General features: G+C 72.5%; 25 protein-coding genes and 1 pseudogene. 18 read left to right on the top strand and 8 right to left on the bottom strand.

Going from position 1 to position 26,040, the window contains the following annotated elements; all coding sequences use genetic code 11:
• Positions 1-2: 2 nt before the first annotated feature.
• Positions 3-1,010, top strand: coding sequence for an ABC transporter ATP-binding protein (locus ACIQ7D_RS13215; protein WP_403936809.1), 1,008 nt, complete (start codon positions 3-5; stop codon positions 1,008-1,010).
• On the top strand, positions 1,003-2,052 hold the full coding sequence (locus tag ACIQ7D_RS13210) for an ABC transporter ATP-binding protein (protein ID WP_403936807.1): 1,050 nt from the start codon (positions 1,003-1,005) through the stop codon (positions 2,050-2,052). The genes ACIQ7D_RS13215 and ACIQ7D_RS13210 overlap by 8 nt, the downstream gene beginning before the upstream one ends.
• A 171-nt stretch (positions 2,053-2,223) precedes the next feature.
• Here ACIQ7D_RS13210 and ACIQ7D_RS13205 read toward each other — a convergent pair whose 3' ends face one another.
• On the bottom strand, positions 2,224-4,467 hold the full coding sequence (locus ACIQ7D_RS13205) for a prolyl oligopeptidase family serine peptidase (protein WP_403936805.1): 2,244 nt from the start codon (positions 4,465-4,467) through the stop codon (positions 2,224-2,226).
• Positions 4,468-4,648: 181 nt separating this feature from the next.
• Here ACIQ7D_RS13205 and ACIQ7D_RS13200 point away from each other — a divergent pair, with 181 nt between their 5' ends.
• From ACIQ7D_RS13200 to ACIQ7D_RS13185, 4 genes are all read left to right on the top strand, one after another.
• Positions 4,649-4,843, top strand: coding sequence for a hypothetical protein (locus ACIQ7D_RS13200; protein ID WP_329829152.1), 195 nt, complete (start codon positions 4,649-4,651; stop codon positions 4,841-4,843).
• A gap of 192 nt (positions 4,844-5,035) precedes the next feature.
• Complete coding sequence (gene mshB / locus ACIQ7D_RS13195; RefSeq protein WP_403936803.1) at positions 5,036-5,956, top strand: N-acetyl-1-D-myo-inositol-2-amino-2-deoxy-alpha-D-glucopyranoside deacetylase; 921 nt, start codon at positions 5,036-5,038, stop codon at positions 5,954-5,956.
• Entirely contained in the window at positions 5,953-6,378 is a 426-nt protein-coding gene (locus ACIQ7D_RS13190; protein ID WP_403936801.1) for a DUF6113 family protein, read from the top strand. The genes mshB and ACIQ7D_RS13190 overlap by 4 nt, the downstream gene beginning before the upstream one ends.
• Before the next feature lie 197 nt (positions 6,379-6,575).
• Positions 6,576-8,765, top strand: coding sequence for a hypothetical protein (locus ACIQ7D_RS13185; protein ID WP_403936799.1), 2,190 nt, complete (start codon positions 6,576-6,578; stop codon positions 8,763-8,765).
• 141 nt (positions 8,766-8,906) lie between these two features.
• Here ACIQ7D_RS13185 and ACIQ7D_RS13180 read toward each other — a convergent pair whose 3' ends face one another.
• Both ACIQ7D_RS13180 and ACIQ7D_RS13175 read right to left on the bottom strand, forming a co-directional pair.
• On the bottom strand, positions 8,907-9,728 hold the full coding sequence (locus ACIQ7D_RS13180) for a tetratricopeptide repeat protein (RefSeq protein WP_403936797.1): 822 nt from the start codon (positions 9,726-9,728) through the stop codon (positions 8,907-8,909).
• Positions 9,725-10,738: a GNAT family N-acetyltransferase gene (locus ACIQ7D_RS13175; RefSeq protein WP_403936796.1), complete on the bottom strand. Its 1,014-nt coding sequence runs from the start codon at positions 10,736-10,738 to the stop codon at positions 9,725-9,727. The genes ACIQ7D_RS13180 and ACIQ7D_RS13175 overlap by 4 nt, the downstream gene beginning before the upstream one ends.
• A 141-nt stretch (positions 10,739-10,879) precedes the next feature.
• On the opposite strand from ACIQ7D_RS13175, the gene fdxA reads away from it, so the two are divergent.
• Positions 10,880-11,200: a ferredoxin gene (fdxA, locus tag ACIQ7D_RS13170; protein WP_003985062.1), complete on the top strand. Its 321-nt coding sequence runs from the start codon at positions 10,880-10,882 to the stop codon at positions 11,198-11,200.
• Between the two features lie 79 nt (positions 11,201-11,279).
• The gene (dapC, locus tag ACIQ7D_RS13165; protein ID WP_403936795.1) at positions 11,280-12,374 is read left to right on the top strand and encodes a succinyldiaminopimelate transaminase; all 1,095 of its coding nucleotides are present in this window, start codon (positions 11,280-11,282) and stop codon (positions 12,372-12,374) included.
• A 78-nt stretch (positions 12,375-12,452) separates the two neighbouring features.
• Here the strand turns inward: dapC and ACIQ7D_RS13160 are convergent, their stop codons facing one another.
• Positions 12,453-12,899, bottom strand: coding sequence for an ATP-binding protein (locus tag ACIQ7D_RS13160; protein WP_403936793.1), 447 nt, complete (start codon positions 12,897-12,899; stop codon positions 12,453-12,455).
• Between the two features lie 342 nt (positions 12,900-13,241).
• Positions 13,242-14,195 (bottom strand): hypothetical protein, encoded by a 954-nt coding sequence (locus tag ACIQ7D_RS13155; protein ID WP_403937008.1) that lies wholly within the window; start codon positions 14,193-14,195, stop codon positions 13,242-13,244.
• Between the two features lie 271 nt (positions 14,196-14,466).
• On the opposite strand from ACIQ7D_RS13155, the gene dapE reads away from it, so the two are divergent.
• On the top strand, positions 14,467-15,543 hold the full coding sequence (gene dapE / locus ACIQ7D_RS13150; RefSeq protein WP_403936791.1) for a succinyl-diaminopimelate desuccinylase: 1,077 nt from the start codon (positions 14,467-14,469) through the stop codon (positions 15,541-15,543).
• A gap of 140 nt (positions 15,544-15,683) precedes the next feature.
• Positions 15,684-16,433, top strand: coding sequence for a TIGR00730 family Rossman fold protein (locus ACIQ7D_RS13145; RefSeq protein WP_403936789.1), 750 nt, complete (start codon positions 15,684-15,686; stop codon positions 16,431-16,433).
• Between the two features lie 139 nt (positions 16,434-16,572).
• On the opposite strand, the gene folP is transcribed toward ACIQ7D_RS13145, so the two are convergent.
• A complete protein-coding gene (gene folP, locus ACIQ7D_RS13140) occupies positions 16,573-17,451 on the bottom strand; it encodes a dihydropteroate synthase (protein ID WP_403936787.1) in 879 nt (292 codons plus the stop codon).
• Between the two features lie 143 nt (positions 17,452-17,594).
• On the opposite strand from folP, the gene ACIQ7D_RS13135 reads away from it, so the two are divergent.
• A complete protein-coding gene (locus tag ACIQ7D_RS13135; protein ID WP_403936786.1) occupies positions 17,595-17,948 on the top strand; it encodes a hypothetical protein in 354 nt (117 codons plus the stop codon).
• On the top strand, positions 17,945-18,541 hold the full coding sequence (locus ACIQ7D_RS13130; protein ID WP_403936784.1) for a DNA-3-methyladenine glycosylase I: 597 nt from the start codon (positions 17,945-17,947) through the stop codon (positions 18,539-18,541). The genes ACIQ7D_RS13135 and ACIQ7D_RS13130 overlap by 4 nt, the downstream gene beginning before the upstream one ends.
• A gap of 180 nt (positions 18,542-18,721) precedes the next feature.
• Here the strand turns inward: ACIQ7D_RS13130 and ACIQ7D_RS13125 are convergent, their stop codons facing one another.
• Complete coding sequence (locus ACIQ7D_RS13125) at positions 18,722-19,525, bottom strand: enoyl-CoA hydratase/isomerase family protein (RefSeq protein ID WP_403936783.1); 804 nt, start codon at positions 19,523-19,525, stop codon at positions 18,722-18,724.
• 313 nt (positions 19,526-19,838) lie between these two features.
• On the opposite strand from ACIQ7D_RS13125, the gene ACIQ7D_RS13120 reads away from it, so the two are divergent.
• Entirely contained in the window at positions 19,839-20,006 is a 168-nt protein-coding gene (locus ACIQ7D_RS13120; RefSeq protein ID WP_003966491.1) for a DUF3117 domain-containing protein, read from the top strand.
• A 178-nt stretch (positions 20,007-20,184) separates the two neighbouring features.
• Here the strand turns inward: ACIQ7D_RS13120 and ACIQ7D_RS13115 are convergent.
• Positions 20,185-20,851 (bottom strand): annotated as a pseudogene (locus tag ACIQ7D_RS13115) (O-methyltransferase).
• Between the two features lie 164 nt (positions 20,852-21,015).
• Here ACIQ7D_RS13115 and sigE point away from each other — a divergent pair.
• The 5 genes from sigE to ACIQ7D_RS13090 all read left to right on the top strand — a co-directional run bounded on the left by sigE (position 21,016) and on the right by ACIQ7D_RS13090 (position 25,903).
• The gene (sigE, locus tag ACIQ7D_RS13110; protein ID WP_403936781.1) at positions 21,016-21,774 is read left to right on the top strand and encodes an RNA polymerase sigma factor SigE; all 759 of its coding nucleotides are present in this window, start codon (positions 21,016-21,018) and stop codon (positions 21,772-21,774) included.
• Entirely contained in the window at positions 21,771-22,682 is a 912-nt protein-coding gene (locus ACIQ7D_RS13105; protein ID WP_403936779.1) for an anti-sigma factor family protein, read from the top strand. Before sigE ends, ACIQ7D_RS13105 begins: the two co-directional genes overlap by 4 nt.
• Positions 22,683-22,771: 89 nt before the next feature.
• Positions 22,772-24,433 (top strand): S1C family serine protease, encoded by a 1,662-nt coding sequence (locus ACIQ7D_RS13100; protein ID WP_403936777.1) that lies wholly within the window; start codon positions 22,772-22,774, stop codon positions 24,431-24,433.
• Between the two features lie 137 nt (positions 24,434-24,570).
• Positions 24,571-25,122, top strand: coding sequence for a sec-independent translocase (locus ACIQ7D_RS13095; protein ID WP_403936775.1), 552 nt, complete (start codon positions 24,571-24,573; stop codon positions 25,120-25,122).
• A gap of 115 nt (positions 25,123-25,237) precedes the next feature.
• A complete protein-coding gene (locus tag ACIQ7D_RS13090; RefSeq protein WP_403936773.1) occupies positions 25,238-25,903 on the top strand; it encodes a hypothetical protein in 666 nt (221 codons plus the stop codon).
• Positions 25,904-26,040 lie beyond the last annotated feature (137 nt).

The following is a 26,040-nucleotide window of genomic DNA, read 5'->3' as shown; positions in this document are numbered from 1 at the left end:
TCATGCCGCCGTCCCCCGTCCTGCTCGAAGTGCGCGATCTCCAGGTGGAGTTCCATACCCGCGAAGGGACCGCCAAGGCCGTCAACGGCGTCAGCTACGCGGTGGCCGCGGGCGAAACCCTCGCCGTGCTCGGAGAGTCGGGCTCGGGCAAGTCCGTCACCGCCCAGGCGATCATGGGGATCCTGGACTCCCCGCCCGGCCGGATCACGGGCGGCGAAGTGCTCTTCCGGGGCCGGGACCTGCTGAGGCTCAAGGAGGAGCAGCGCCGCAGGATCCGCGGTGCGGAGATGGCGATGATCTTCCAGGACGCGCTGTCCTCCCTCAACCCCGTGCTCACGGTGGGGGCTCAACTCGCGGAGATGTTCGAGGTTCACCGGGGAATGGGCCGCAAACAGGCGCGGGCCAAGTCCGTCGAACTGATGGACCGCGTCCGTATCCCGGCCGCCAGGGACCGCGTGAACGACTACCCGCACCAGTTCTCGGGGGGTATGCGCCAGCGCATCATGATCGCCATGGCGCTCGCGCTCGAACCCGCGCTGATCATCGCGGATGAGCCGACGACGGCGCTCGACGTGACCGTGCAGGCCCAGGTGATGGATCTCCTGGCGGAACTCCGGCGCGAGCTGAACATGGGGCTGATCCTGATCACCCACGACCTCGGCGTCGTGGCCGATGTCGCGGACAAGATCGCGGTGATGTACGCGGGCCGGATCGTGGAGACCGCGCCGGTCCACGAGATCTACCAGCGTCCGGCGCACCCGTACACACGGGGGCTGCTGGACTCGATCCCGCGCCTGGACCAGAAGGGCCACGAGCTCTACGCGATCAAGGGCCTCCCGCCCAACCTGCTGCACATCCCACCGGGCTGCGCGTTCCATCCGCGCTGCCCGAGGGCCCGGGACCGGTGCCGCGCGGAGGTGCCGCCGCTCCACGAGGTGACGGAGGACGGCGGGGCCGACGGGGAACGGCGCAGCGCCTGCTACTTCTGGAAGGAGACACTCGATGGCTGAACCCCTCCTGGAGGTGCGGGACCTGGTCAAGCACTATCCGCTCACCCAGGGCATCCTCTTCCGGCGGCAGATCGGCGCGGTGCGCGCGGTCGACGGTGTCTCCTTCGGCCTGGCGGCCGGCGAGACCCTGGGCATCGTGGGGGAGTCGGGCTGCGGCAAGTCGACCGTGGCGAAGCTGCTGGTCCATCTGGAGCGTCCGACGTCCGGCGCGATCCGGTACAAGGGCGAGGACATCACCAAGCTGTCGGGACGGGCGCTCAAGGCGGTACGGCGCAACATCCAGATGGTGTTCCAGGACCCGTACACCTCGCTCAACCCCCGGATGACGGTGGGCGACATCATCGGGGAGCCGTACGAGATCCATCCCGAGGCGGCCCCGAGGGGCGACCGGCGGCGCCGGGTCCAGGACCTGCTGGACGTCGTCGGGCTCAATCCGGAGTACATCAACCGCTATCCGCACCAGTTCTCCGGCGGTCAGCGCCAGCGCATCGGCATCGCCCGCGGTCTCGCGCTCCGGCCGGAGATCATCGTCGCCGACGAGCCGGTCTCGGCGCTGGACGTCTCCGTCCAGGCACAGGTCATCAATCTGATGGAGCGCCTTCAGCACGAGTTCGACCTGTCGTACCTCTTCATCGCGCACGACCTGTCGATCGTCCGGCACATCTCCGACCGGGTGGGGGTGATGTATCTGGGGCGGCTGGCCGAGATCGGCTCGGACGCGCAGATCTACGACCACCCGACGCATCCGTACACCCAGGCGCTGCTGTCGGCGGTGCCGCTGCCCGACCCCTCCGCGCGTGAGCGCCCGGACCGGATCATCCTCGCGGGCGACGTGCCGTCCCCGGCGAACCCGCCGTCCGGCTGCCGCTTCCGCACGCGCTGCTGGAAGGCGCGGGAGCGGTGCGCGGTGGAGGTGCCTTCGCTGGCGGTGCCGGAGGTCTTCAGGGCGGCGGAGGGGCCGGCCGCACACCCCTCGGCCTGCCATTTCGCGGCGGAACGGGAGATCGTTCCCACCGGGGCGGAGAGGGAGAAAAACCAATAAAACACAACAATTTCGTTAACATGTAGGCAACTTGGCGGACCCGGTACCGATATACGGACCCGTCAAGCTGTAGAGCGTACGGCCGTGCGGGTGCCGTAAACCGGCCGGGACTTCCAGGAGTCCCGGCCGGTTGCTGTTTCCCTTCCCTCGCGCTTCTTACGGCTCCGGTCCTTACGAGAGGTTCAGCGACCGCTTGAGGAAGTCGACCTGGAGCAGCAGCAGGTTCTCCGCGATCTCCTCCTGCGGGGTCATATGGGTGACGCCCGTGAGCGGCAGTACTTCGTGGGGCCGCCCGGCCGCCAGGAGCGCGGCGGAGAGCTTGAGCGAGTGGGCGACCACCACATTGTCGTCGGCCAGCCCATGGATGATCATCATGGGCCGCGCGGGGTCCGCCGGGGACGAGAGCCCGTCGTCCGTCACCAGCGAGTTGGCCGCGTACACCTCGGGCGCCTCCTGCGGGGTGCCGAGATAGCGCTCCATGTAATGCGTGTCGTAGAGCCGCAGATCGGTGACGGGCGCGCCGACGACCGCCGCGTGGAAGACATCGGGGCGGCGCAGCACCGCGAGCGCGGAGAGATAGCCGCCGTAGGACCAGCCGCGGATCGCGACCCGGCCGAGATCGAACGGGAACCGGCCGGCGAGATCGTGCAGCGCCTCGATCTGGTCGTCCAGGGTGAGCAGCAGATTCCGGTGGACGGACTTCTCCCAGGCGGGCGACCGGCCGGGGGTGCCGCGTCCGTCGGCGACGAGCACGGCGAACCCCTGGTCGGCGAACCACTGCGAGGTGAGGTACGCGTTCTGGGCGGCGACCACACGCTGGCCGTGCGGACCGCCGTACGGGTCGAGCAGGACGGGGAGCGGGCCGTCCGACTCCTGGTAGCCCGTGGGGAGCAGGACGGCGCACGGAATGCGCCGTGCGCCCCCCTCGGTGAGCCGCGCGTGCGCCGTGAGCGCCGGAGCCTCCGCGTACGAGGCGATCGACGCGAGCTGCTTGCCGTCCCGGAACACCCCCACGGACGCCCCCGCGGTCTCGGGGCGGGCCGACACCAGGACGGTCACCTCTCCCGCCCGGACGGCCGAGTGGACCCCGGGGCCCGCCGAGAACCGCTCCGTGCCCAGCTCGCTGACGCGGTACACATGGATCTCGCCGGTCTCGGGACCGGCGGCCTCCTCCCCGGCCGACGCCGAGACCAGGACGTCGTGCTCGCCGATGTCCAGCACCACCCTGACATGCAACTGCGGCCCGGTGAGCGGCCGGTCGCCGACCATCAGGACCCGCGCGCCCCCTTCGTCGGCCAGCCGGACGAGCCGCCCGTCCGGCGCCCAGGCGGGCACCCCGGGGGAGAGTTCGAGCCACGCGGGATCCTCGTCCCGGTGCACGGTCCGGGTGGCACCGGTCTCCGGGTCCACCGTGAGGTGGAGATGGCCGCGCTGGTCCCTGCTCTGGACGAGCAGCAGCGGGGCGCCTCCCGCGGACCAGTGGACGCGTGCGAGGTACGGGTAACGTGCCCGGTCCCAGATCACCTCCGCGGGAGGCGTGCCGGCGCCGTCCGTCTCCCTGCCGTCCGTCAAAGGAACCAGGAAGAGCCGTACGTCGGCGTTGGGCGTACCGGCCGCCGGGTAGGGCACGCGCGACGGCTCCCGGTCCGGGTGGGCCGGGTCGGAGATCCACCAGCGCTGTACGTCCGCCGTGTCCACGCGCGCGACGAGCAGCCGGTCGGAGGCGGGCGACCACCAGTAGCCGCGGGTACGGCTCATCTCCTCGGCCGCGATGAACTCCGCGAGACCATAGGTGACGTCCGCGCTCCCGCCCGCTTCCTCCTTCGCGGCTTCTCCGGTCGGGGCTTCTCCCGTCAGTGCTCGTCCGGTCAGGGCTGCTTCCGTACGGGGGCCGGCCAGCTCGCGGTCGCCTTCCCCGTCAGCCCCGATCACCCTCAGGGCCCCACCGGACACATAGGCGATGTGCCGGCCGTCCGGCGCGGGTCGCGGGTCGATCACCGGCCCCGGCACGGGGAGTTCACGCGCCGTCCCGGCCCGCAGCTCGGCCGCGTAGAGGCGCCCTGAGAGGGCGAACGCGGCCAGCTCGACCCCGGAGTCCACCGCGTACCCCACGATCCCTCCAGAGCCCTCCCGGCTGCGCTCGCGCCGGGCCCGTTCCTCGGCCGAGAGCCGCTCCGAGGCGCCGCCGAGCAGTACGCCGGGGTCGGCGGCGATCCGGGCGCCCTCCTGGCCCTTCGCGGAGCCGTCGAGATCGAGTACCCAGAGGCGGTTCACGCGGTCCGTCCCCGAGGTGGAGCGCAGGAAGACCACCCGCGCCCCGTCCGGGGAGACCGTGAACGAGCGGGGAGCGCCGAGCGTGAACCGCTGGGTCCTGGCGTGCTGACGCGGGAACGAGGGAGGAGGGCTCAAGGTCATGCGACCGAACCTAACGGCTCGCGGCCCCCGCGGCGGAGTTCCGTGCGCCCCCATGTGCTGCCGTGCACCGATCGATGCGTACGTACGGATAGTTATGATCCCTAGCGATAGCTGGGTATGAATGAGCCGGGCACATGCACGCTGCGTTTTCCCGACTGAATATCTATGGAGGTGAACCGCCGTGGCACTCTCGATTTCGGCGGTGGTGCTGCTGGCGATCATCGTCTTCCTGCTGGTCCGGAAGTCCGGACTGAAGGCAGGACACGCGGTGGTCTGCATGCTGCTCGGGTTCTACATGGCCAGTTCCTCCATCGCTCCCACCATCAGCGAACTGACCACGAACGTGGCCGGGATGATCGGTGGCATCAAGTTCTAGCCACCGGTCGACGGTATTCGGCCATTCTTTAGCTGAGCGCGTCCTCGATCCGGTACCGCCCCTCGGCCCGCGCCACCGCCCACCCGCCGAGGGGCGCCGACCGGTGCTCCCGTACGTCTCGCGGCGGCGCCGCCGCACGTCTCCCCGACGGCTCTCGGGGCGGCTGTCGGTGCCGCCTCGTAGGCTGTCCCCATGACCGATCTCCCCGCTCGTCGTCTGCTGCTCGTGCACGCGCACCCCGACGACGAGTCGATCAACAACGGCGCCACCATGGCCAGGTACGCGGCCGACGGCGCCCTGGTCACGCTGGTGACCTGCACCCTCGGCGAGGAGGGTGAGGTCATCCTGCCCGAACTCGCCCACCTGGCGGCCGACCAGGAGGACCGGCTCGGCGCCCACCGCATCGGCGAACTCGCCGGGGCGATGCGCGAGCTGGGCGTCACCGACCACCGCTTCCTCGGCGGCCCCGGCCGGTTCCGGGACTCCGGGATGATGGGCCTGGAGCAGAACGACCGCGAGGGCGCGTTCTGGCACACCGAGGTGGACGAGGCCGCTCCGTACCTCGTGGAGGTGGTCCGCGAGGTGCGCCCGCAGGTGCTCGTCACCTACGACCCCAACGGCGGGTACGGACACCCGGACCACATCCAGGCCCACCGCGTCGCCATGCGCGCCGCCGAACTGGCGGCCGATCCCTCCTACCGTCCGGAGCTGGGCGCGGCGCACGCCATCGAGAAGATCTACTGGAACCGGATCCCGCGCTCGGTCGCCGAGGAGGGCTTCACCCGGCTGCGCGCGTCCGGCGCCGACTTCCCCGGTGTCGCGGAGATCGACGACATTCCGGGCGTCGTGGCCGACGACGAGATCACCGCGGCGGTCGACGGGGCGCCGTACCACCGGCGGAAGGCGGCCGCGATGCGCGCCCACGCCACCCAGATCGCCGTGGACGGGCCCTTCTTCGCGCTCTCCAACGACCTCGGTCAGCCGATCTTCGCCACCGAGTACTACCAGTTGGTGCACGGCACGTCCGGAGCGCCCACCGGCGAACGTGAGAGCGATCTTTTCGCCGGAGCCACCGGCGCGGACGCCGGTCCGCACGCCGGAGCGGACACGTGAGCACGCGCGAGCCGGACGGTCCCGCCGTGAATCCGCTCACGGCTCCGCTCAGCTTCAGACCCGGGCGTATCGCCGCGTATCTGGCGCTGGCGCTGCTCGGCGCGCTCGTCGGGATCGCGGGTTCCCTCGTCCAAGGCGGCTGGTTCCCGGGCGGTTTGGCGCTCGCCCTCCTCGCCACGGCCGGGGCCTTCTTCGGCGGGCTGTACGCGACCGGCACCCAGCTCGGGGTGGGCGCGCCCGCCGCGGGCTGGCTGATCGCCACGATCGGGCTGAGCATGGGCCGCGCCGAGGGCGACGCGGCCTTCGCCGCAGGTGCCGGGCCCCTTGTCTACCTGCTCGGCGGCATGGTGGTGGCTGTGATGTGTGCCACGATGTCGCGGTTGCCGCAACCGGGCACGAAGTCCGGCCGACTTGGGAAGTGACGAGCCCGGCAGCCGCTGAATTGACCATGCGCGTACGGTCGGCGGAGCATCGCTTCTCACGGTCGTCGGGTCTCCGTCGGTGGAGGCCAGTATGGTGGTGCGCGCTCCGGGCCTTCCCCCCGCTCTCCGGCTGTGGGGGACCTGAACAGTTGAGTACCAGTAAGAACGGGCGGCGGAGCCAACCGGGAGAACCTGCTTTGAGTCGTGAAACTGACAGTTCGTCCTCCGGGCCCCAGGGGCGCGGCGGAGCCGCGTACCCCTCGGGGACACCGCCGTACGGATCCCGCCAGTATCCGTCGCTGCATCCCCAGCAGGACGCTCCGGAGGAGAGAAAGACCGCGTCCGACGCACAGCCGGACGAGCCGAAGACCGAGACGACGCTGACCACCCGGATCCGGATCAACATCCCGGGTTCGCGGCCGATCCCGCCCGTCGTGATGCGGACGCCCATGAGCGACGTCGACAGCACCGAGGGCCGGGGCGTCCCGGCCGGCGAGCGCACGGGCAGCACACCGAAGCCCGTGGCGGCCCAGGACATGTCCGAGACCCGGCCGATCGACCTGGTCGGGGAGCAGCGCGCGGCGGCCGGCGCCGGCAAGGGCGCGGACGGCGACCACGGTGACGGCCGGGACAAGCCGACCAGCGACTGGTTCGCGCCACGCAAGGCGGCCACCGGCACGGCCGCGGGGATGAGCGCGGGCGCCGCGGCCGTCGCCGGCACCGCCTCGGCACCTGCGGCCCCCCCGGCCTCGCCGCTGACGGCGGAGCCGGGCGGGGAGAGCCGCGCGGAGTCGCCGTACGGCTCGGATTACTCCAACGGCACCGACTACTCCACCGGATCCCACCGGATCGGCGGTGCCGGCACCTCCTCGCTCAGCGATCTCGCCGCCGAGGGACTGGCGACCGGGGGCGGCCCCACCACCCCGGCGTTCGGCACCCGCCCCCCGGGCGCGGGACCGAGCGGCCCCACCACGGGCCCCGTCTCCGGCAGCGCCTCGCTCGGCACCCCTCCGGCGTCCCTGGGCACCCCGCCCGGGACCGGCCGGATCGGTGCACCCCGGCTCTCCGACGACACCGCCGTCCTGACCCCGCAGCAGCCCGCGCAGGACCCGGGCCCCGGCGGCCATGTCTCGGGCGACACGCTCACCAGCGGCATCCCGGTGGTGCCGGCGGAGCGCCGTACCCCGTTCCCCGGGACGGGCCCGGGGGCCGACGGTCCGCGGACCGACGCGGGTCCTGGCGGCGTCGGGTCCGGCGGTCCCGGCGGTGACGGAGCCGGCGCCTTCGGCCGGGAGCACGACTTCTCGTCCCCCGACTTCCCCGGCCCGGTCGGCGCCGTGGGCACCACGCCGCCCACGGGCAAGGCAGCCGCTCCGGCGGGCGCCGCGTCCCCGGCGTCCCCGTCCGTAACCGCGTCCTCCTCCTCGTCCGCGCCCGCCAAGAAGGGCCGCTCCAAGCTGGCGCTCCTCGCCGTCGCCGTCGTGGTGGTGGCCGGCGGCCTCTACGGCGCCGGACTGCTGATGAACCACTCCGACGTACCGAAGGGCACCACGGTCCTCGGTGTCGACATCGGCGGCGGCACCCGCGACCAGGCGGTCAACAAACTCGAAGGCGCCCTCGGCGAACGCGCCTCCGCCCCGCTGCGGCTCAGCATCGGCGGCAAGACGGAGGAGCTGGCCCCCGACAAGGCGGGCCTGAGTCTGGACAGCCAGGCGACGGTGCGCAACGCGGCGGGCAGCGACTACAACCCGGTCTCGGTGATCGGCTCGCTCTTCGGCGGCGCCCGCGTCGCCGAACCGGTGATCCCCGTCGACGACGAGAAGCTCAGCGTCGCGCTGACCGATCTGGCGGGCGCCTCCGGCTCGGCCTCGGAGGGCACGATCACGTTCGAGCCGGGCAAGGCCGTCGCCGTACCCGGCAAGGCCGGCAAGGCGCTGGACGTCAGCCACTCGATCATCTCGACCCGTGACGCCTACCGCGCCCAGGTCCAGACGGGCAGGACGAACAGCATCGAGCTGCCCGTCGTCACCCGTGAGCCGACCGTCGACCAGGCGGAGCTGGACCGGGCCATGAGGGAGTTCGCCGAGCCCGCGATGTCCGGTCTGATCACCATCCAGGCGGGCGGCAAACAGATCCAGTTCGGCCCCGCCAGGTCGCTGCCGAAGATCCTCTCGATGAAGGCGGTCGACGGAAAGCTCGTCGAGGTCTACGACAGGAACGCCATCGACCAGCTTCTTGAGGGCGTCTTCGACGGCATCACGATCACCAAGGGCGACGGCAAGCAGTACCCGGTCTCCTCGGCCGACGTGGCGCAGGCCATGCAGACGGCGCTGCGCGGCAAGACCCCCGCGGAGCGTACGCAGACGATCAATCTCAACCCGAGCTGATCGGTTTCGCACGCCGATCGCTCCAGATCGTTCCAGAGCGTTCCCGGTTGTTCCTGATCGTTCCCGGCCGCTGGGCGGGTCTCTTGGAGGCCCGCCCAGCGCCGTATCCGCCGGTACGGGGCCACCCCGGCCCCCGGGGGATCAGTTCAGCATCGCCCGGGCCGCGCGGGCCTTCCTGCGGATGGCCTCCGCCGTGGCAGGCTCCACCGCCGCCACCACCCGCGCGTACTCCTCCATCTCCGCCGCCCCGCTCAGGAACTCCCCGCGCCGGACCAGCAACTGGGCCCGGTCGTAGCGCAGCCGGGCCGGGTGGGACGGGAGGAGGAGCGAGAGATCGACGGCCCAGAGGGCCACATCGGTGCGCTCGGGGCGGATCGCCGCCCAGGCGCGGATGTTGTTCAGGACGCGCCGCACGATGTCCAGCGCGGCCGCCGGACGGAACGAGGCCGGGTCGGGCTGCGCCCCCGTCACGCTCCTGACCAGCAGGTCCGTGTCGTCACTGGTCAGCAGGCGGCCGGCGGCGAACGGATCGGCCAGGACCCGCTCCGCCGGGTCGCCGAAGCCGACCACGAAGTGGCCGGGCAGCGCCACCCCGTACACCGGCGCCCCGGCCCGGCGGGCCACCTCGATCCAGACCACCGAGAGCAGGATCGGCAGCCCGTGCCGCCGCCGCAGCACCGCGGGCAGCAGCGAGGACTCCAGCCGCTCGTAGTCGCCGGGGGAGCCGTGGAAACCGCAGCGCCCGCCGAGCAGCTCCCCGACCGCCCTCGCCCACGCGCGCGCCCCCGTGACGCCGAAGGGCAGCAGCCCCGCGAGCCGGTCCAGCTCGGCCTGGGCGGCATCGAGATCCGGCTCGGTGAGGTCCGGCTCGCCCTCCGCGCCGACGAGCAGGCAGAGCGTGGCCAGATCGGGGCGGTCGGCGCGGGCCTCCTCGGCGAACCGCCGACGCCGGTCGGCGCTCACGGTGACCGGAAATGGTGGTAGCGGTGGTGGACGGCGAAGCCCATACCGTCGTACAGGGCCCGCGCGCCCTCGTTCTCCGCCTCGACCTGGAGCCAGGCGGCGGACGCGCCCTCGTCCAGCGCACGGCGGGCGAGCGCGGTCATCACGGCCGTCGCCAGCCCGCGCCGGCGGTACGCGGGGTCGACCTCCACCGCCATGAACCCGGCCCACCGGCCGTCGACCACACACCGGCCGATCGCCGCGGGCGTCCCGCCCTCCTGCGGAGCGTCCTTCCCGGCGACGGCCGCGAACCACACCGAGGGGCCGCTGCCCAGCACCCGGAGCACCTGGGGCCCCGGCCTCTCGGCGGAGCGCTGGTAGCGCCGCAGCCATGCCGCGTCGACCGTACGGTCGAGCCGTACGCCGGAGAGATCGTCGTCCCGGTCGGCCAGCGGCGCGAGCGCGCCGACGCGCACCTCCGCCGTCACCTCGGAGCGCCAGCCGCGCCGCTCCAGCTCCGCGCAGAGCGGCTCCTGCGTGGACTCGGCGCCGGTCGCGGCCTGGATGTACGCGGGCAGCCCCCGCTCCCCGTACCACTGGCGTACCCGCGCCAATGCCTCGTCGAGCGGCATGCCCGGGTCGCCGAGGGGCAGGACCGAGTTGGCCCGCCGCGTGAAGCCGGACGCGGCCCTCAGCAGCCAGTCACCCAGCGGCTCGCTCTCCTCCGGCTGCCAGGAGCGGGCACAGACCCGTGCCAGCTCCTCGAACGAGGCGGCGGGACCCCGGCGCCTGGCGGGCGCGGCGGGGACGACCTTGCCCGCGACCAGCGCGCTCTCGGGGACGCGCACACTCTCCCCGGTCCGTCGTGTGATGAGCAGCACACCACTGTCCCAGGATGTGAGAACGCCCACCGTGTCGGTGAACTTCTCCGGGCCCGTACCTTCCTCAGTCAGTTGTCTGACTGATACACGTTTGCCCACGTCAGAGGGGGTCACGCGGACCTCGAATCGTCCGCTGCCAGTGAATTCCACAGCTCTGTCCGCCCCTCCTGTTCGGAACGCGCTCAAGAACGGAGATACTAGTGAGTGGGCATCGACGACGCCGCGCTCCCGCGCGCCCGTGGACGGAGCCGCAGATCGGCCCGCCGCGCCCTATCGAGGAGGAACGACAGCGTGACCTACGTCATCGCGCAGCCTTGTGTCGACGTCAAGGACAAGGCGTGCATCGAGGAGTGCCCGGTCGACTGCATCTACGAGGGCTCCCGGTCCTTGTACATCCACCCGGACGAATGCGTCGACTGTGGAGCCTGTGAGCCGGTCTGCCCGGTCGAGGCCATCTTCTACGAGGACGACACCCCGGAGGAGTGGAAGGACTACTACAAGGCGAATGTCGAGTTCTTCGACGAGCTCGGTTCGCCCGGCGGTGCTTCCAAGCTCGGCCTGATCGAGCGGGACCACCCCTTCATCGCCGCGCTGCCGCCCCAGAACGGCTGACAGCGCGCCCCCGGTCCCGTACAGCTCCCCGCTGTACGGGACCGCGGCGTTCGGCACCCGAGAAAGAGTGAGTGAGCACGTGTCCGCAGTCTCTTCGCGCCTTCCCGTCTTTCCCTGGGACAAGCTGGAGCCCTACAAAGCGACGGCGACGGCCCATCCGGACGGGATCGTGGACCTGTCCGTCGGCACGCCCGTCGACCCGGTTCCCGCACTGGTCCAGGAGGCCCTGACCGGCGCCGCGAACTCGCCCGGGTATCCGACGGTGTGGGGCACGGCCGAGCTGCGGGACGCGCTGACCGGCTGGGTGGAGCGGCGGCTCGGCGCGCGCGGCGTGAGCCATGCGAACGTCCTGCCGGTGGTCGGCTCCAAGGAGCTGGTGGCCTGGCTGCCGACGCAGCTCGGGCTCGGAGCGGGCGACCGGGTCGCGTACCCGCTGCTCGCGTACCCGACGTACGAGGTGGGGGCGCGGCTCTGCGGCGCCGAGCCCGTCCCGTACGACGACCCCACGGAGCTGGATCCGGCGGGGCTCAGGCTTCTCTGGCTGAACTCGCCGTCCAACCCCACCGGACGGGTGCTGGCCAAGGACGAGCTGACCCGGGTCGTCGCCTGGGCGCGCGAGCACGGCGTACTGCTCTTCAGCGACGAGTGCTACCTGGAGCTGGGCTGGGAGAGCGAGCCCGTCTCCGTTCTGCACCCGGACGTCTGCGGCGGCACCTATGAGGGCATCGTCGCCGTCCACTCGCTCTCCAAGCGCTCCAATCTGGCCGGCTACCGCGCGGCCTTCCTGGCGGGCGACCCGGCCGTCCTGGGCGAGCTGCTGAAGATCCGCAAGCACGGCGGGATGATGGTGCCCGCGCCGGTGCAGGCGGCCACGGTCGCGGCGCTCGGCGACGACACGCACGTACAGGAGCAGCGGGAGCGGTACGCGGCCCGGCGCACCGCCCTGCGCGCCGCACTGGAGGCGCACGGCTTCCGCGTCGACCACAGTGAGGCGAGCCTCTACCTCTGGTCGACCCGCGACGAGCCGTGCTGGGACACCGTGGCGCACCTCGCGGGGCTGGGCATCCTGGTCGCGCCCGGCGACTTCTACGGTCCCGCCGGCGGGCGGCACGTACGGGTGGCGCTGACGGCCACCGACGAACGGATCGACGCGGCGGTCAAGCGCCTGGTGTGATCCACCGGCGTACGCCCGAGGGCCCGGGGAGCGCGCGCTCCCCGGGCCCTCGGACGTGTACGCGTGTACGGAGCGAGGTCAGCCGATCGGCAGGCCCTTGACCGGGAGCCGGCCCAGCGGCAGACCGCCCTGGGCGGCCCCGGCCGGAGCCGTGCCCTCCGTGGCCGTCTTCGCGGTCTCGCCCAGTACGGTGCCGGCGCTGCCCGCGGTCTCGCCCGCCGCCTTCTGGACGGCGGGGGTCGCCGTCTTCACGGCCTTGCCGACGGTCTTGCCGACGGCGGGCACGCCCTTGGCGACGGCCTTGCCGCCGGCGCTGCCCACGGCCTGGGTGGCCTGCTGCGCCCCGCCGTCGAGAGTGTCGCCCACGGCGGCGCCGTCGAGCGCGGTGACCGCGCCCAGATCGGTGGTCTGCGGGAGCGCCGCCGCGCTCGCGGACCCGGCCGCGCCGATCACCGGGGCGGCGCCCGCCGCGATGAGCAGCGCGGCTCGGGCGATCCGGCGGGCCAGGGGGAGGTTCGCGGACATGAGGGCTCCTTGGAGGGCTTGAGGGGCGAACGGTGCGTGTCGCTTGTCCGTCGATCGGCAGATCCGTCGATCGGACGTAGTGACAACCCCTCGGAAGGCCGCGAAGGATGCGGTGGGCGCGAGTAAAGAGTAGGTAATGCGCCGTGCGGCCCCCTGGGGCGCGAATCGGGCGAACGGGGTGGTTCCGCTCCGCCCGGAGAACCGTCACTTCCCTTGTCCCGTAAGGGAATCGCCGTGTCGGCGGGGCCCGCGGGGAGAGCGGGCGTGAGAGGGTTCCCGGACCGGGGCGGACTCGCCTGTCCGGGTGATACGTCGTACTGCTGGGCGGCCCGTCTTCTCCCTCTAGCGCGCAGTGGTGATACGGACCACTCCGGCCCCGGAGTCCGGACCGGCCGTCCGGCTGTCCCCGGCCTCCTCCACCCGCTGCCAGCCCCGGTGCGCCTGCCCCGCCCGCCACACGCGGCCCGCGTAGGCGACCTCGTCGATCCGCAGCTCCCAGGACTGGGCCACCGCCCAGTGCGCCAGTTCCCAGCCGCGCTGCGAGGCCGTGCTCCCCGCCACCGACCGGTCGGACCCGCCGGTTCCGTCGGACCCGCCGGCCTCACCCGTCTCACCGGCTTCACCGGCCTCAGTGGCTTCACCGGCAACCGAGGCGCCGCGCCCGCCGCCCGCCGTGCCGCCCGCGGCCGGCACCGGTACGGAGACCTCGTGCGCGGCGTCCGCGGGCTCCACCCCGGTCCCGAAGTCCCGCGTCAGCGCGGCCCGTACCCTCGCCGGGTGCCCGGGGGTGATCCCGGTCGGCGTCGAACAGGTCAGCGACGCGGCGGAGCGGCCGGTGAGCGCGGCGGCGAGCAGCGCGGCGTCCGGCTCGTGCTTCGCGTACGCCTGCGGGAAACCGCTGCGCTGGACGCGCTGCGCCGCCTCCGTGAGCGGCAGCCGCGAGTAGCCGGGGACCTTGACCAGATGGTCGTAGAACTCGCCCGCCGAGTAGACCGGGTCCTGAATCTGCGCGGCCGTGCCCCACCCCTTCGACGGGCGCTGCTGGAACAGGCCGAGCGAGTCACGGTCGCCGTGGTCGAGATTGCGCAGCGCGGACTCCTGGAGGGCGGTCGCCAGCGCGATCGTCACCGCGCGCTCCGGCAGCCCGCGGCGGGAGCCGACGGCGGAGATCGTGGCCGCGTTGGCCGCCTGCTCGGGGGTCATCTCGTACGTCGGGCCCCCGTCATCGGGCCCGTCCCCGGCGCGGGCCACACAGCGCGGCGGGCCTCCGCCGCCGCTCAGATACTGCACCGCCATGTAGCAGGCCACGGCGAGCAGAACGCCTAAGGCGCCCGCGACACGCAGGAGACGGCCGCGACCGAAACGGGAGCGCGAGACGGAGGAGGAAGGGGGTACGGGCTCTGACACGCGCTCACCGTACTGGAGTCGGAGCGCCCCGGCGGACCGCTCCGGCAGACCCGCCACGGCGGTTCCGCGAGCCCGGCGCGAAGGCGCGCGGAGGGGGTGACGACCGGCGCGTGGATCATGCGGGACGAGGGGTGTCAGTCCGGCGTATTAGGGTCGAAGCATGTCTGAGACACCGCTCGACCTCGCCCTGGACGGCCCCGCGCTCACCGCACGGCTGGTGGACTTCCCCTCGGTCAGCGGCGAGGAGAAGCCGCTCGCCGACGCGATCGAGCAGGCACTGCGCGCCCTGCCGCATCTCACCGTCGACCGGTACGGCAACAACGTCGTGGCGCGTACGGAGCTGGGGCGGAGCGAGCGGGTCGTCCTGGCCGGACACATCGACACCGTCCCGATCGCGGACAACGTGCCCTCCCGGCTCGACGACGGGGTGCTGTGGGGATGCGGCACCAGCGACATGAAGTCGGGCGTCGCCGTCCAGCTCCGTATCGCCGCGACCGTCCCGGAGCCCAACCGCGACCTCACGTTCGTCTTCTACGACAACGAGGAGGTCGCCGCGGACCTCAACGGGCTCGGACATGTCGCCGCCGCCCACCCCGACTGGCTGGCGGGCGACTTCGCCGTCCTGCTGGAGCCCTCCGACGGCGAGGTCGAGGGCGGCTGCCAGGGCACTCTGCGGGTGCTGCTGCGTACGACGGGGGAGCGGGCGCACTCCGCGCGGAGCTGGATGGGGTCCAACGCCATCCACGCCGCCACGCCGATCCTCCAGCGCCTCGCCGCGTACGAGCCGCGCCGGCCGGTCATCGACGGGCTGGAGTTCCACGAGGGCCTGAACGCGGTACGGATCGAGGGGGGCGTCGCCACCAACGTCATCCCCGACGCGTGCACCGTCGTCGTCAACTACCGGTACGCGCCGGACCTCACCGAGGAGGAGGCCCTGGCCCACGTCCACGAGGTCTTCGAGGGATGCGGCGTGGCGGAGTTCGTCGTGGACGACCACTCGGGCGCCGCCCTGCCCGGGCTGTCGCACCCGGCCGCCGCGGCCTTCATGGCGGCCGTCGGGGGGAAGGCCAGGCCCAAGTTCGGCTGGACGGACGTCGCACGCTTCAGCGCGCTCGGGGTGCCCGCGGTCAATTACGGACCCGGCAACCCGCTGCTCGCCCACAAGCGGGACGAGCGGGTGGCCGTCGAGCGGATCACGCACTGTGAGGAGCGGCTCCGCGAGTGGCTCACGCGGTAACGGGCCGACGAGGCCCCGGTCGGGCGGCGAGGCCCGGCTCACCGGCCGGGGACCTGTTCGACCGCCGGAATTTCGCCGTTTGTCACGTCCGCCGATCTACCCTTTCCCAGAACAACGCACAGCAGCGGAGGGAGCAGCTCATGGGCATGCCTGAAGGGGCGCGCGGGCCGGAGGAACAGCGGCTCGGCCCGGTGATCCGGCGGCGCGAGCAGGTGCAGCCCGGCACGACCGATCAGCGGCTGCTGGACACCGAGGGTGATTCGGAGTGGGTGCACACCGATCCCTGGCGGGTGATGCGCATCCAGTCGGAGTTCGTCGAGGGCTTCGGCGCCCTCGCCGAACTCCCCAGCGCCATCGCGGTCTTCGGCTCCGCGCGCACCCCGGCCGGCACCGTGGAGTACGACGCGGGCGTGCGGCTCGGCGGGGCGCTGGTCGACGCCGGGTTCGCGGTGATCACGGGCGGCGGCCCGGGCGCCATGGAGGCGGCGAACAAGGGCGCGCGGGAGGCGTCGGGCGTCTCCGTGGGGCTGGGCATCGAGCTCCCCTTCGAGCAGGGGCTCAACCCGCACGTCGACATCGGGGTCAACTTCCGCTACTTCTTCGTCCGCAAGACGATGTTCGTGAAGTACGCGCAGGGCTTCGTGGTGCTGCCGGGCGGCCTCGGCACCCTGGACGAGCTGTTCGAGGCGCTCACCCTGGTGCAGACCCGCAAGGTGACCCGCTTCCCGATCGTGCTCTTCGGTACGGAGTACTGGGGCGGCCTGGTCGACTGGCTGCGCGGCACGGTGGTGGCGCAGGGCAAGGCCTCCGAGACGGACCTGCTGCTCTTCCATGTCACGGACGACGTGGAGGAAGCGGTCGCGCTGGTCACGAAGGAGACCGGGAACTGAGGCGGGAGGGGCGGACCGGCGGCTGATCCGCGCAGGGGCCGGTGACCGATCTCCGCAGGGGGCCGGCGACCGGCCCGGCCCGTTCCGTCGCGCCCGCACCTCCCGCCTGCCCCTTTGCCCGCTCCGCCGCGGCGCTCGTTCAGGCGAGGCCGCGGCGGGCCACGGCGGGCGGCCGGTGGCCCGCGACGGACGCGACCATGTCCAGCACCTGCCTCGTCTCCGCGACCTCATGGACGCGGTAGACGCGCGCGCCCAGCCACGCCGAGACCGCGGTGGTCGCCAGCGTGCCGATCAGCCGCTCCTTGACGGGCCTGTCGAGCGTCTCCCCGACGAAGTCCTTGTTGGAGAGCGAGACCAGCACCGGCCACCCCGTCTCCGCCATCTCGCCGAGCCTGCGGGTCGCCTCCAGAGAGTGCCGGGTGTTCTTCCCGAAGTCGTGGCCCGGGTCGATCATGATCGCGTCACGGCGTACGCCCAGCTCCAGGGCGCGTTCGGCCAGCCCCAGCGTCACCCGCAGGATGTCGGCCATCACATCGTCGTACGCGATCCGGTGCGGCCGGGTCCTGGGCTCGGCCCCGCCCGCGTGGGTGCACACCAGCCCGGCGCCGTACCGCGCGGCGACCTCCGCCAGCCGGGGATCCACCCCGCCCCACGCGTCGTTGAGCAGATCGGCACCGGCCTCGCAGACCGCCTCGCCGACCTCGTGGCGCCAGGTGTCCACGCTGATCACCACATCGGGGAAGCGGCGGCGCACCTCCGCGACGAAGCCGACCGTACGGCGGGCCTCCTCCTCGGCCGTGACCTCGTCGCCGGGGCCCGCCTTCACCCCGCCGATGTCGATGATCGCGGCACCTTCGGCGACCGCGTGCTCGACGCGGTCGAGGGCCGGCTGGTCACCGAAGGTCGCGCCCCGGTCGTAGAAGGAGTCGGGGGTCCGGTTGACGATCGCCATGATCACCGGCTCGTGGGCGCCGAATTCCCGGCGTCCGAGCCGCAGCGTCCCGTCCGTGGAGCGCATGTCCGTGGTTCCTTCCCGCGTTCGGTTCGCCTGCTCGTCCGCGACCCGAGGTCGGCATCGACCCTAACCGCCTTCCACGGCGCCCGGTGTCAGTGGCTCGTGGCACGATCGGCACTGGACGTTTCCTGCCCGGGGAGAAGCTCGTGTTCTTGTTCTTGCTCATCGCGATGGTCGTGGTCGTCGCCGCGGTCACCCTCGCGGTCGTCGGCGGCGGCGACAGCGCGGTTCTGCCGGAGGCATCTCCGGAACAGTTCGTCGACCCCCTGCCCGTGACGCGCCCGGTGGGGCGCGCGGACGTCGAGGCGCTGCGGCTGCCCGTCGGGGCCCGCGGCTACCGGATGGCGGACGTGGACGACGTCCTCAGCCGGCTCGGCGCCGAACTGGCGGAGCGGGACGCGCGGATCGCGGAGCTGGAGTCCGCGCTCGCGGGCGCGCAGGCGACGGCGGTCTCCTCTCCCGACCTCTTCAAGAAGCCGGGCGAGGAGAGCGAGCGATGAGCGAGACCCCCGGCGGCGCGGTCGCGGGACCCGACGGCCGGCCCCGCTGCCCCTGGGGCGTCTCCACGGACGACTACCTCGCGTACCACGACGAGGAGTGGGGCCGCCCGGTCCACGGCGACGACGCCCTGTTCGAGCGGCTGTGCCTGGAGGCCTTCCAGTCGGGGCTGTCCTGGATCACGATCCTGCGCCGCCGCGAGACCTTCCGCGAGGCGTTCGCCTCCTTCACGATCGCGTCGGTGGCGAAGTTCAGCGACGACGACCGTGAACGGCTGCTCGCCGACCCGGGCATCATCCGCAACCGCGCGAAGGTCGACGCGACCCTGGCGAACGCACGAGTGCTGGCCGACTGGCCGGCGGGCGCGCTCGACGAGCTGATCTGGTCGTACGCCCCCGACGCCGCCCGGCGACCGGCCCCGGTGACGACGGCCGACGTCCCGGCCGTGACGGACGCGTCCACGGCGCTGGCGAAGGCGCTGAAGAAGCGCGGCATCCGCTTCGTGGGCCCGACGACGGCGTACGCGCTGATGCAGGCGTGCGGCCTGGTCAACGACCACCTGTCGGCCTGCGTGGCCCGCACCCGGGCGGCCTGACCCGGAGCCCCGCCACACGCCGCCCTGGCGCCCGCTCCCGCCCGCACGGCGCCCCGCGTACCCCCGCCCCCGCGCGCCCGTCCCGTCCGGGCGTCCGGCCGCCGCTCACGGCCGGACGCCCGCTTCCGTCCCGCGCCCGGCTCAGGGTGACTGCCGCGCGTCAGCACCCCCCGTACGCCGTCAGCGCCCCACGTACGCCGGCTTCTCCTTGGCCAGGAACGCACGCACCGCGATCCCGTGGTCCTCCGACGCGCCCGCCCTCGTCTGGAGTTCGTCCTCCTTCTCCAGCGTCTCGGCCAGCGTGTGCTCCGCCCCGTACGCCAGGGACTCCTTCATCGCCGCGTACGCCACCGTCGGCCCCGCGGCCAGCCCCGCCGCCACCCCGGCGGCCGTGGCCGCCAGATCGGCCGCAGGGACCAGCCGGTCGACCAGCCCCCACGCGTGCGCCTCCGCCGCCGCCACCGAGCGCGGGAAGAACAGCAGGTCCGTCGCGCGGCCCCGGCCGATCAGACGGGGCAGCGTCCAGGAGATACCGGAGTCCGCCGTCAGGGCCACGCCCGCGAAGGACGTGGTGAACGCGGCCGTGTCCGCCGCGATCCGGTAGTCCGCCGCCAGGGCGAAGCCGAGGCCCGCGCCCGCCGCGACACCGTTGATCGCGGCGACGACCGGCTTGGGCATCCCGGCGATCGCCCGGACGATCGGGTTGTAGTGCTCGCGCACCGTACTCATCGTCTGCCCGCCGCCCGTCCTGGCGTCCTCCGCCAGCAGGGCGGTGTGCTCCTTCAGGTCCTGGCCCACGCAGAAGGCCCGGGACCCCGCCCCGGTCAGCAGTACGGCGCGCACGGTGTCGTCGTCCCCCGCCGCCGTCAGCGCGTCCCGGAGCGCGACCTTGGTCGCGACGTCCATCGCGTTCATGGCCTCGGGCCGGTTGATCGTGATCGTTGCGAGTCCGTCACTCACCTCGTACAGCACGGTGTCTGCCATGATCGGGTCCCCTTCGCGGCTCGGGTGGTCCTGTCCGGCCCCAGCATGGCGGAGATCGCCGGCGGTGGGCATGTGACCTGCGTCTAAGAAAGTCGGCCGCCGGCGGAGCGCGCGGTGGCGAAGTATCGCAGCCGGATCCCCGAAATGCGGCGTTTTGCGCGAGCGCGTTGCGCAAGCGATGCCGTCCGATGTTGGTCATCGGGTCCCGCCATGCGGGATAATGGGCTGGAAGCAATGTGTTCGATGCCGGTGACACAGCGCCTGTCATGGGGCCGCCGGCTGCGATGAGCTGGTTTCAGGAAGGGGAACGAGCATGGCGGCCATGAAGCCGCGAACGGGCGACGGCCCGCTCGAGGTGACCAAGGAGGGGCGGGGCATCGTCATGCGCGTTCCGCTCGAAGGCGGCGGTCGGCTTGTCGTCGAGCTGACTCCGGACGAGGCGGACGCACTCGGCGACGCGCTGAAGAAGGTCGTCGGCTGAGCGGAACGATCACGGTCTTCGGGGTGGGGAGCCACCCCCGGACAAACAGTCCTCTGCCCCGGTACGGATCCGTCCGTACCGGGGCAGAGGACTGTTCGCGGTGATCACGCGATGGTGCGATCACGCGATGGTGCGGGCCGGGCTCGCGGGCCCGCGGGCGGCGTACGGCGCGCTCCGGTCAGCCGCGCCGTACCGCGCAGAGCAGGCCGTCGCCCACCGGCAGCAGCGTCGACTGGAGCTCCTGGCTCTCCCGTACGGTCCGCAGCAGCTCCCGCACCCGCAGCACCTCCGAGGGCTGGGCCGCCGAGTCCACCGTCCGGCCGTTCGCGAAGACGCCCTCGAAACAGACCAGCCCGCCCGGCCTGAGCAGCCGCAACGATTCAGCGAGATAGTCGAGGGACTCCAGCCGGTCCCCGTCGCAGAAGACGAGGTCGTACGCGCCGTCCGCGAGCCGCGGCAGTACGTCCAGGGCGCCGCCCGGGATGAACCGCGCCCGGTTGCCGGTGAACCCGGCGGCACGGAACGCCTGCCGGGCGAACTGCTGGCAGTCGGGCTCCGTGTCGACCGTGGTCAGCACACCGTCCGGGCGCATGCCCTCCAGCAGGTAGATACCGGAGACACCGGTGCCGGTGCCGATCTCGGCCACCGCCTTCGCGTCCAGCGTGGCGGCGAGCAGACGCAGCGCGGCGCCGGTGCCTGGTGACACCGAGCGGAGCCCTGTCTCCCGGGCCCGTTCCCGGGCCCAGTGCAGAGCTTCGTCCTCGGCGACAAAGGCGTCGGCGAACGCCCAGCTCGTCTGCCGGTTGGCGGTAATGACCCTCTCCTTGTCCCCGTTGGCGGCGCAACGGTGACTGTATCCGCTGCGCCCGGGAACCCGCAGATGGGACCGGGCGTTAAGAAAGGCAGAGCGCGAGGCGGGGGAAGCCCGCCGGAGCGGCCCCGAAGGCGCCGGGGACCGCCCCCAAATTCACGTAAAGATTCTTATCCGGAGCTAACGGGCGGAGTGGCTATGGTAGGGGCTCCACTGGACACCACCAGAGCCGATAGGGGAGGTGCGGCTGCGCCTGTGGATCGGGGAGGAGTGCTCCGGCGCTTTCTCGGGTCAGCCGGCAAGCCGAAATCCGTGACCAACATCGCTGACCGTTCTCGCTCCACCGACTCCGCAGTTACGGCGACCTTCGCATCGGATGCGGAATCGCAGGCGTGGACGCCTCCCAGTTGGGAGGAGATCGTCAGCACGCACAGCGGACGTGTCTACCGCCTGGCGTACCGCCTCACGGGTAACCAGCACGACGCCGAGGATCTGACCCAAGAGGTCTTCGTACGCGTCTTCCGCTCGCTGTCGACGTACACGCCAGGCACGTTCGAGGGCTGGCTGCACCGCATCACCACCAACCTCTTCCTCGACATGGTCCGCCGCAAGCAGCGGATCAGGTTCGACGCCCTCGGCGACGACGCGGCGGAGCGGCTGCCCAGCCGCGAGCCCTCGCCGCAGCAGGTCTTCCACGACACGCACTTCGACGCGGACGTCCAGCAGGCGCTGGACACCCTCGCGCCCGAGTTCCGTGCCGCGGTGGTGCTCTGCGACATCGAGGGGCTGTCGTACGAGGAGATCGCCGCCACGCTGGGCGTGAAGCTCGGCACCGTACGGAGCAGGATCCACCGCGGCCGTTCGCATCTGCGCAAGGCTCTCCAGCACCGTTCCCCCGAGGCCCGGGCCGAGCAGCGCGCCTTCGTGAGCGTGGCCGGGGAGGGCGGAGCGGCGTGAGTGGCACAGGGCCCACCCCCGCCGAGCAGCATCTGGGGGACCGACTCGCCGCCCTGGTGGACGGGGAGCTGAACCATGACGCGCGTGAGCGTGTGCTGGCCCATCTCGCGACCTGTGCCCGGTGCAAGGCGGAGGCCGACGCCCAGCGCCGGCTGAAAACCGCGTTCGCCCAGGCCGCGCCGCCGCAGCTCTCGGCCGGACTGCTCGCCCGGCTCCAGGGACTTCCCGGCGGGCCCGGATCCGGTTCCGGTGGTGACGACGACGGAAAAGGGCGCCTCGACGGGGGGCGCTTCGGTGAGGGCGCTTTCGGCGACGGCTCCTTCGGCGTCAGGACGGACGGCTTCGGCTATGTTCCGGCCGGTCAGCACACGGGCGTGCTGCCGGGCGGCTCCGGATTCCGTATCCACGACGTCGGACGCCACGGCGGCGCCCGGCAGGACGACGCGCGCTCCCCGTGGCGCGGCCGCCGGTTCGCGTTCGCCGCGGCCAGTGCCGTCTCGTTCGCCGCGATGGCCCTCGGGGGGACGATGCCGCTCGGTACGGCCGCCGATGTCCTGCCGCGCGGCGCGGGCAACAGCGTGACCCCGATGCGGGCCCCGGGCACCACGGCCCCGGGCACCAGCATCAGCGACTCCTCCCGCCGCCAGGGCGGCGGATCGCCCTCGCGCTCCACGGACCGGCCCGCCGCCACCGCACCACCCGGCGTGCTCCAGTCGCAGCTGCTCGCCGAACACCCCTTCCCCCAGGCGCTGCTGACCGGCGCCTCGCCGCTGCGGTGGACCCAGGCCACGGGCTCCGCCGTCCTGATCGACGAGCGGACGCCGGGGACCGGCTCCGCGGCCACCCCCGACCCGACCCGGATCGACGCTCCGACGCTGCCGTCCGCCCCGCTTTCCGCCCGGCGCTGACCAGCTCCCTGCGCGGACCTTCGTAAACCTGGTTGAATCCAGGGCAGGGGTGCCCCTGGAGGGCATGGAACGGCAGTTGCGGGGAGAGCATGGACGACGGGAAGCCGACCGGACCGAAGGCGAAGTGGTGGAGCCGGCCCTCCGCGGTCGACGCGCCGCCACCGGAGCCCGACGACCCGGCGGGGCCCACGGCCCGGAGCACCGCGGTCACGGAACCGCCCGCCATGTCGACGGAGCCGCCGACCGTGACGACGGAGCCGCCCGCCCAGCCCCCCGCGGCCACCGCCGAGGAGCCGTCGGACGCGCCCCCGGCGCGCCCCCGGCCGCTGCACGAGCCCGACCCGTACAGCACCCCGCCCTACGGCGGCCCCGGGCCCTGGGCACCCGCGCCCCCGGTGCAGCTCCCGACCCCCGCGGGCGGCACACCGCTGCCCCCGCCGTACCCCGGGACGCCAGGCCCGCCCCAGCCCCACGCGCAGCCACAGCCCCATGTCCCGCCCCAGCCGCATACGCCGCCCCAGCAGCACGCACACCCCCAGCAGCCGCACCCCGCGTCCTCCCAGTGGCTCCAGTACGACCCCTGGAGCGCCCCGGCGAGCGGGCCCCTGACCGAGTACGGCGAGCCGTCGGCCCCCCAGCGGAGCAGGACCGGGATCGCCGCCCTCGTGCTCATCGGGCTCGCCGCCTGTGTCGTGGGCGGCGCGGCCGGCGCGTACATCGAGCGCAACGGCGGCTTCACCAGCGTCGAACTCCCGCAGGCCGGCCCCGAGTCCGCCGGGCGCGCGCCCGAGAGCGTCGCGGGCATCGCCGCCAGCGCACTGCCCAGCGTCGTCACCCTCCACGTCAGCGGCAGCGGCGAGCAGGGCACCGGCACGGGCTTCGTCCTCGACCGGCAGGGCCACATCCTGACGAACAACCATGTCGTCCAGCCCGCGTCGTCCTCCCGCTCGGGCGGAGAGATATCGGTCACGTTCAGCGGCGGGGAGACCGCCCGGGCGAAGCTCGTCGGCAAGGACAGCGGCTACGACCTCGCCGTGGTCAAGGTCACCGGCGTCTCCGGGCTGAAGGCGCTCCCGCTGGGCAACTCCGACAACGTCCAGGTCGGCGACCCGGTCGTGGCCATCGGCGCGCCCTTCGACCTCTCCAACACGGTGACCTCCGGGATCATCAGCGCCAAGCAGCGCCCCATCACCGCGGGCGGCGAGAAGGGCGACGGCAGCGACATCAGCTACGTCGACGCCCTCCAGACCGACGCCCCCATCAACCCCGGCAACTCCGGCGGACCGCTGGTGGACGCCCGGGCCCGGGTCATCGGGATCAACAGCGCCATCCGCGCCGCCGACAGCGGTACGGGGCTCGGCGCCGGCCAGTCGGGGTCGATAGGGCTCGGCTTCGCCATCCCCATCAACCAGGGCAAGCGCGTCGCCGAGGAGCTGATCAACACCGGCAAGGCCACGCACCCGGTGATCGGGGTGAGCCTCGACATGGAGTACACGGGCGACGGCGCCAAGGTCGGCGACAAAGCGGCCGACGGCGGCCCCGCCGTCACCGCGGGCGGCCCCGGTGACAAGGCGGGCATCAGGCCGGGCGACATCATCACCGAGGTCGACGGGCAGCGCGTGCACAGCGGCGAGGAGCTGATCGTGAAGATCCGCGCGCACCGCCCCGGGGACCGGCTGGAGCTGACCCTCGTACGGGGAGGCAGGGAACGGACCATGAGTCTGTCCCTCGGCTCGGCGGACGGCACCTGACGGTCACCGGAAGGTACCGCCCGGACAGTTCGGGCAGGTACCGTGGAGCGGCCCGGCCCCGCCCCACCTCGACCCCGTGCGGACCAGGACCGTCCCGTCCTCTTCCCGCGTGCATGGAGAACACAAGGAGCAGCAAGGTGTTCAACGACATTGGCGCCCTTGAGGTGATCACGATCGCGGTCCTCGCCGTGATCGTTTTCGGTCCGGAGAAGCTGCCCAAGGTCATCCAGGACGTCTCCCGCTTCATCCGGAAGGTCCGTGAGTTCTCCGACAACGCCAAGGAGGACATCCGTTCCGAGCTGGGTCCGGAGTTCAAGGACTTCGAGTTCGAGGACCTCAATCCCAAGAACTTCGTGCGCAAGCAGCTCATGGACAACGACGACCTGGGGCTCAAGGAGATCCGCAGCACCTTCGACCTCCGCCAGGAGATGAACGACATCGCGGATGTGGTGAACGGCCGGGAGGGTGATTCCGACGAGCCGGAGACCCCCGCGCCCGCCATAAGCGCCGCGAACGGATCGTCGGCGAACGGCGTGGCCGTCGGTGCGGCGGCGGCGGCCGGTGGCGGGTCCGCCACACCCGATCTCCTCAAGAAATCCCCTGCTTCTCCGCAGACGCCCGACCTGCTCAAGAAGCGCGAAAAGCCCGATCCCGTCGAACGGCCTCCCTTCGACGCAGACGCCACCTGAGCCCGAGCTTTCCCTACGAGTCGGGAGCGGGTGGCTATCCTCCATCTGTCCGGAAGTGAAACGCCCGCCGGGGGCGGGCCGCGCCGGACGACCGAGATCGAGGAGGCGCGGGCAGATGGAGACCACGAGTCGGGCGGGTGCGCGGGACGCGGCCGGACCAGCCCCTTCCGAGGGAGGGCAGACGGGTCTTCGCTCCCTCGCCGCCTATCTGCGGGCACCTTTTCCCTGGTACGGGCTGGACGACGCGTTCACGGGGCCCCGCTGGCTGATGCGGGTCGGGGCGACCGCCGACGGCACCGTACGGCACGGTGCCACGGGCCACGGGGAAGAGCCGTCGATAAGACCGGACGCGGCCGCCGCGTACAGGGAACGCTTCGCGGTGGTCGTCACGGTGGCCCACAGCGCCGTACACCGTACCGGTGACGGTAGGGGGCATCTGGACGCCACGACGGCGTCTTCGGCGGCCTGGCTGGCCGGTTCGGGGCTGCTGGCCTCCACCTGGCCCCCGCAGCTCGACCACATCCTGCGCGCCGAATGGCTGGCGCAGCAGACGGAGGCCGCGTTCGAGCTGGCCGACGATCTGAGCGGGTCCGCCTGGTCGATGCTCTCCCTGCCGGTCGACGGCGAGCCGACGCCTTTCCACTACCGCGAGTCCGAGTTCGGCTGGGTGCTGGCCGGGTCGGCGCGCGACGAGGTCCACCTCGGCGCGTACGGGCGCGGGATGAGCGCGTACGGCATCGGGTTCTCGGTGATCGACGACATCAGGTCGTACGGCCCGTAACGGGCCCGCGTACGGCGGGCTCACAGGTGAGGGGCGACCCCCATGGACGGCCGCCCCTTACACACACAGCCCTCGGAAGCACACAGCGCCGGACACACTCAGCCCCCGGACGCACGCACAACCCCGGATGCACCCAG

The organism is Streptomyces sp. NPDC096310, assembly GCF_044763125.1.
Lineage (GTDB): Bacteria > Actinomycetota > Actinomycetes > Streptomycetales > Streptomycetaceae > Streptomyces.
The sequence above is the reverse complement of the archived record's forward strand: the minus strand, read 5'-3'. Positions and strand labels throughout refer to the sequence as shown.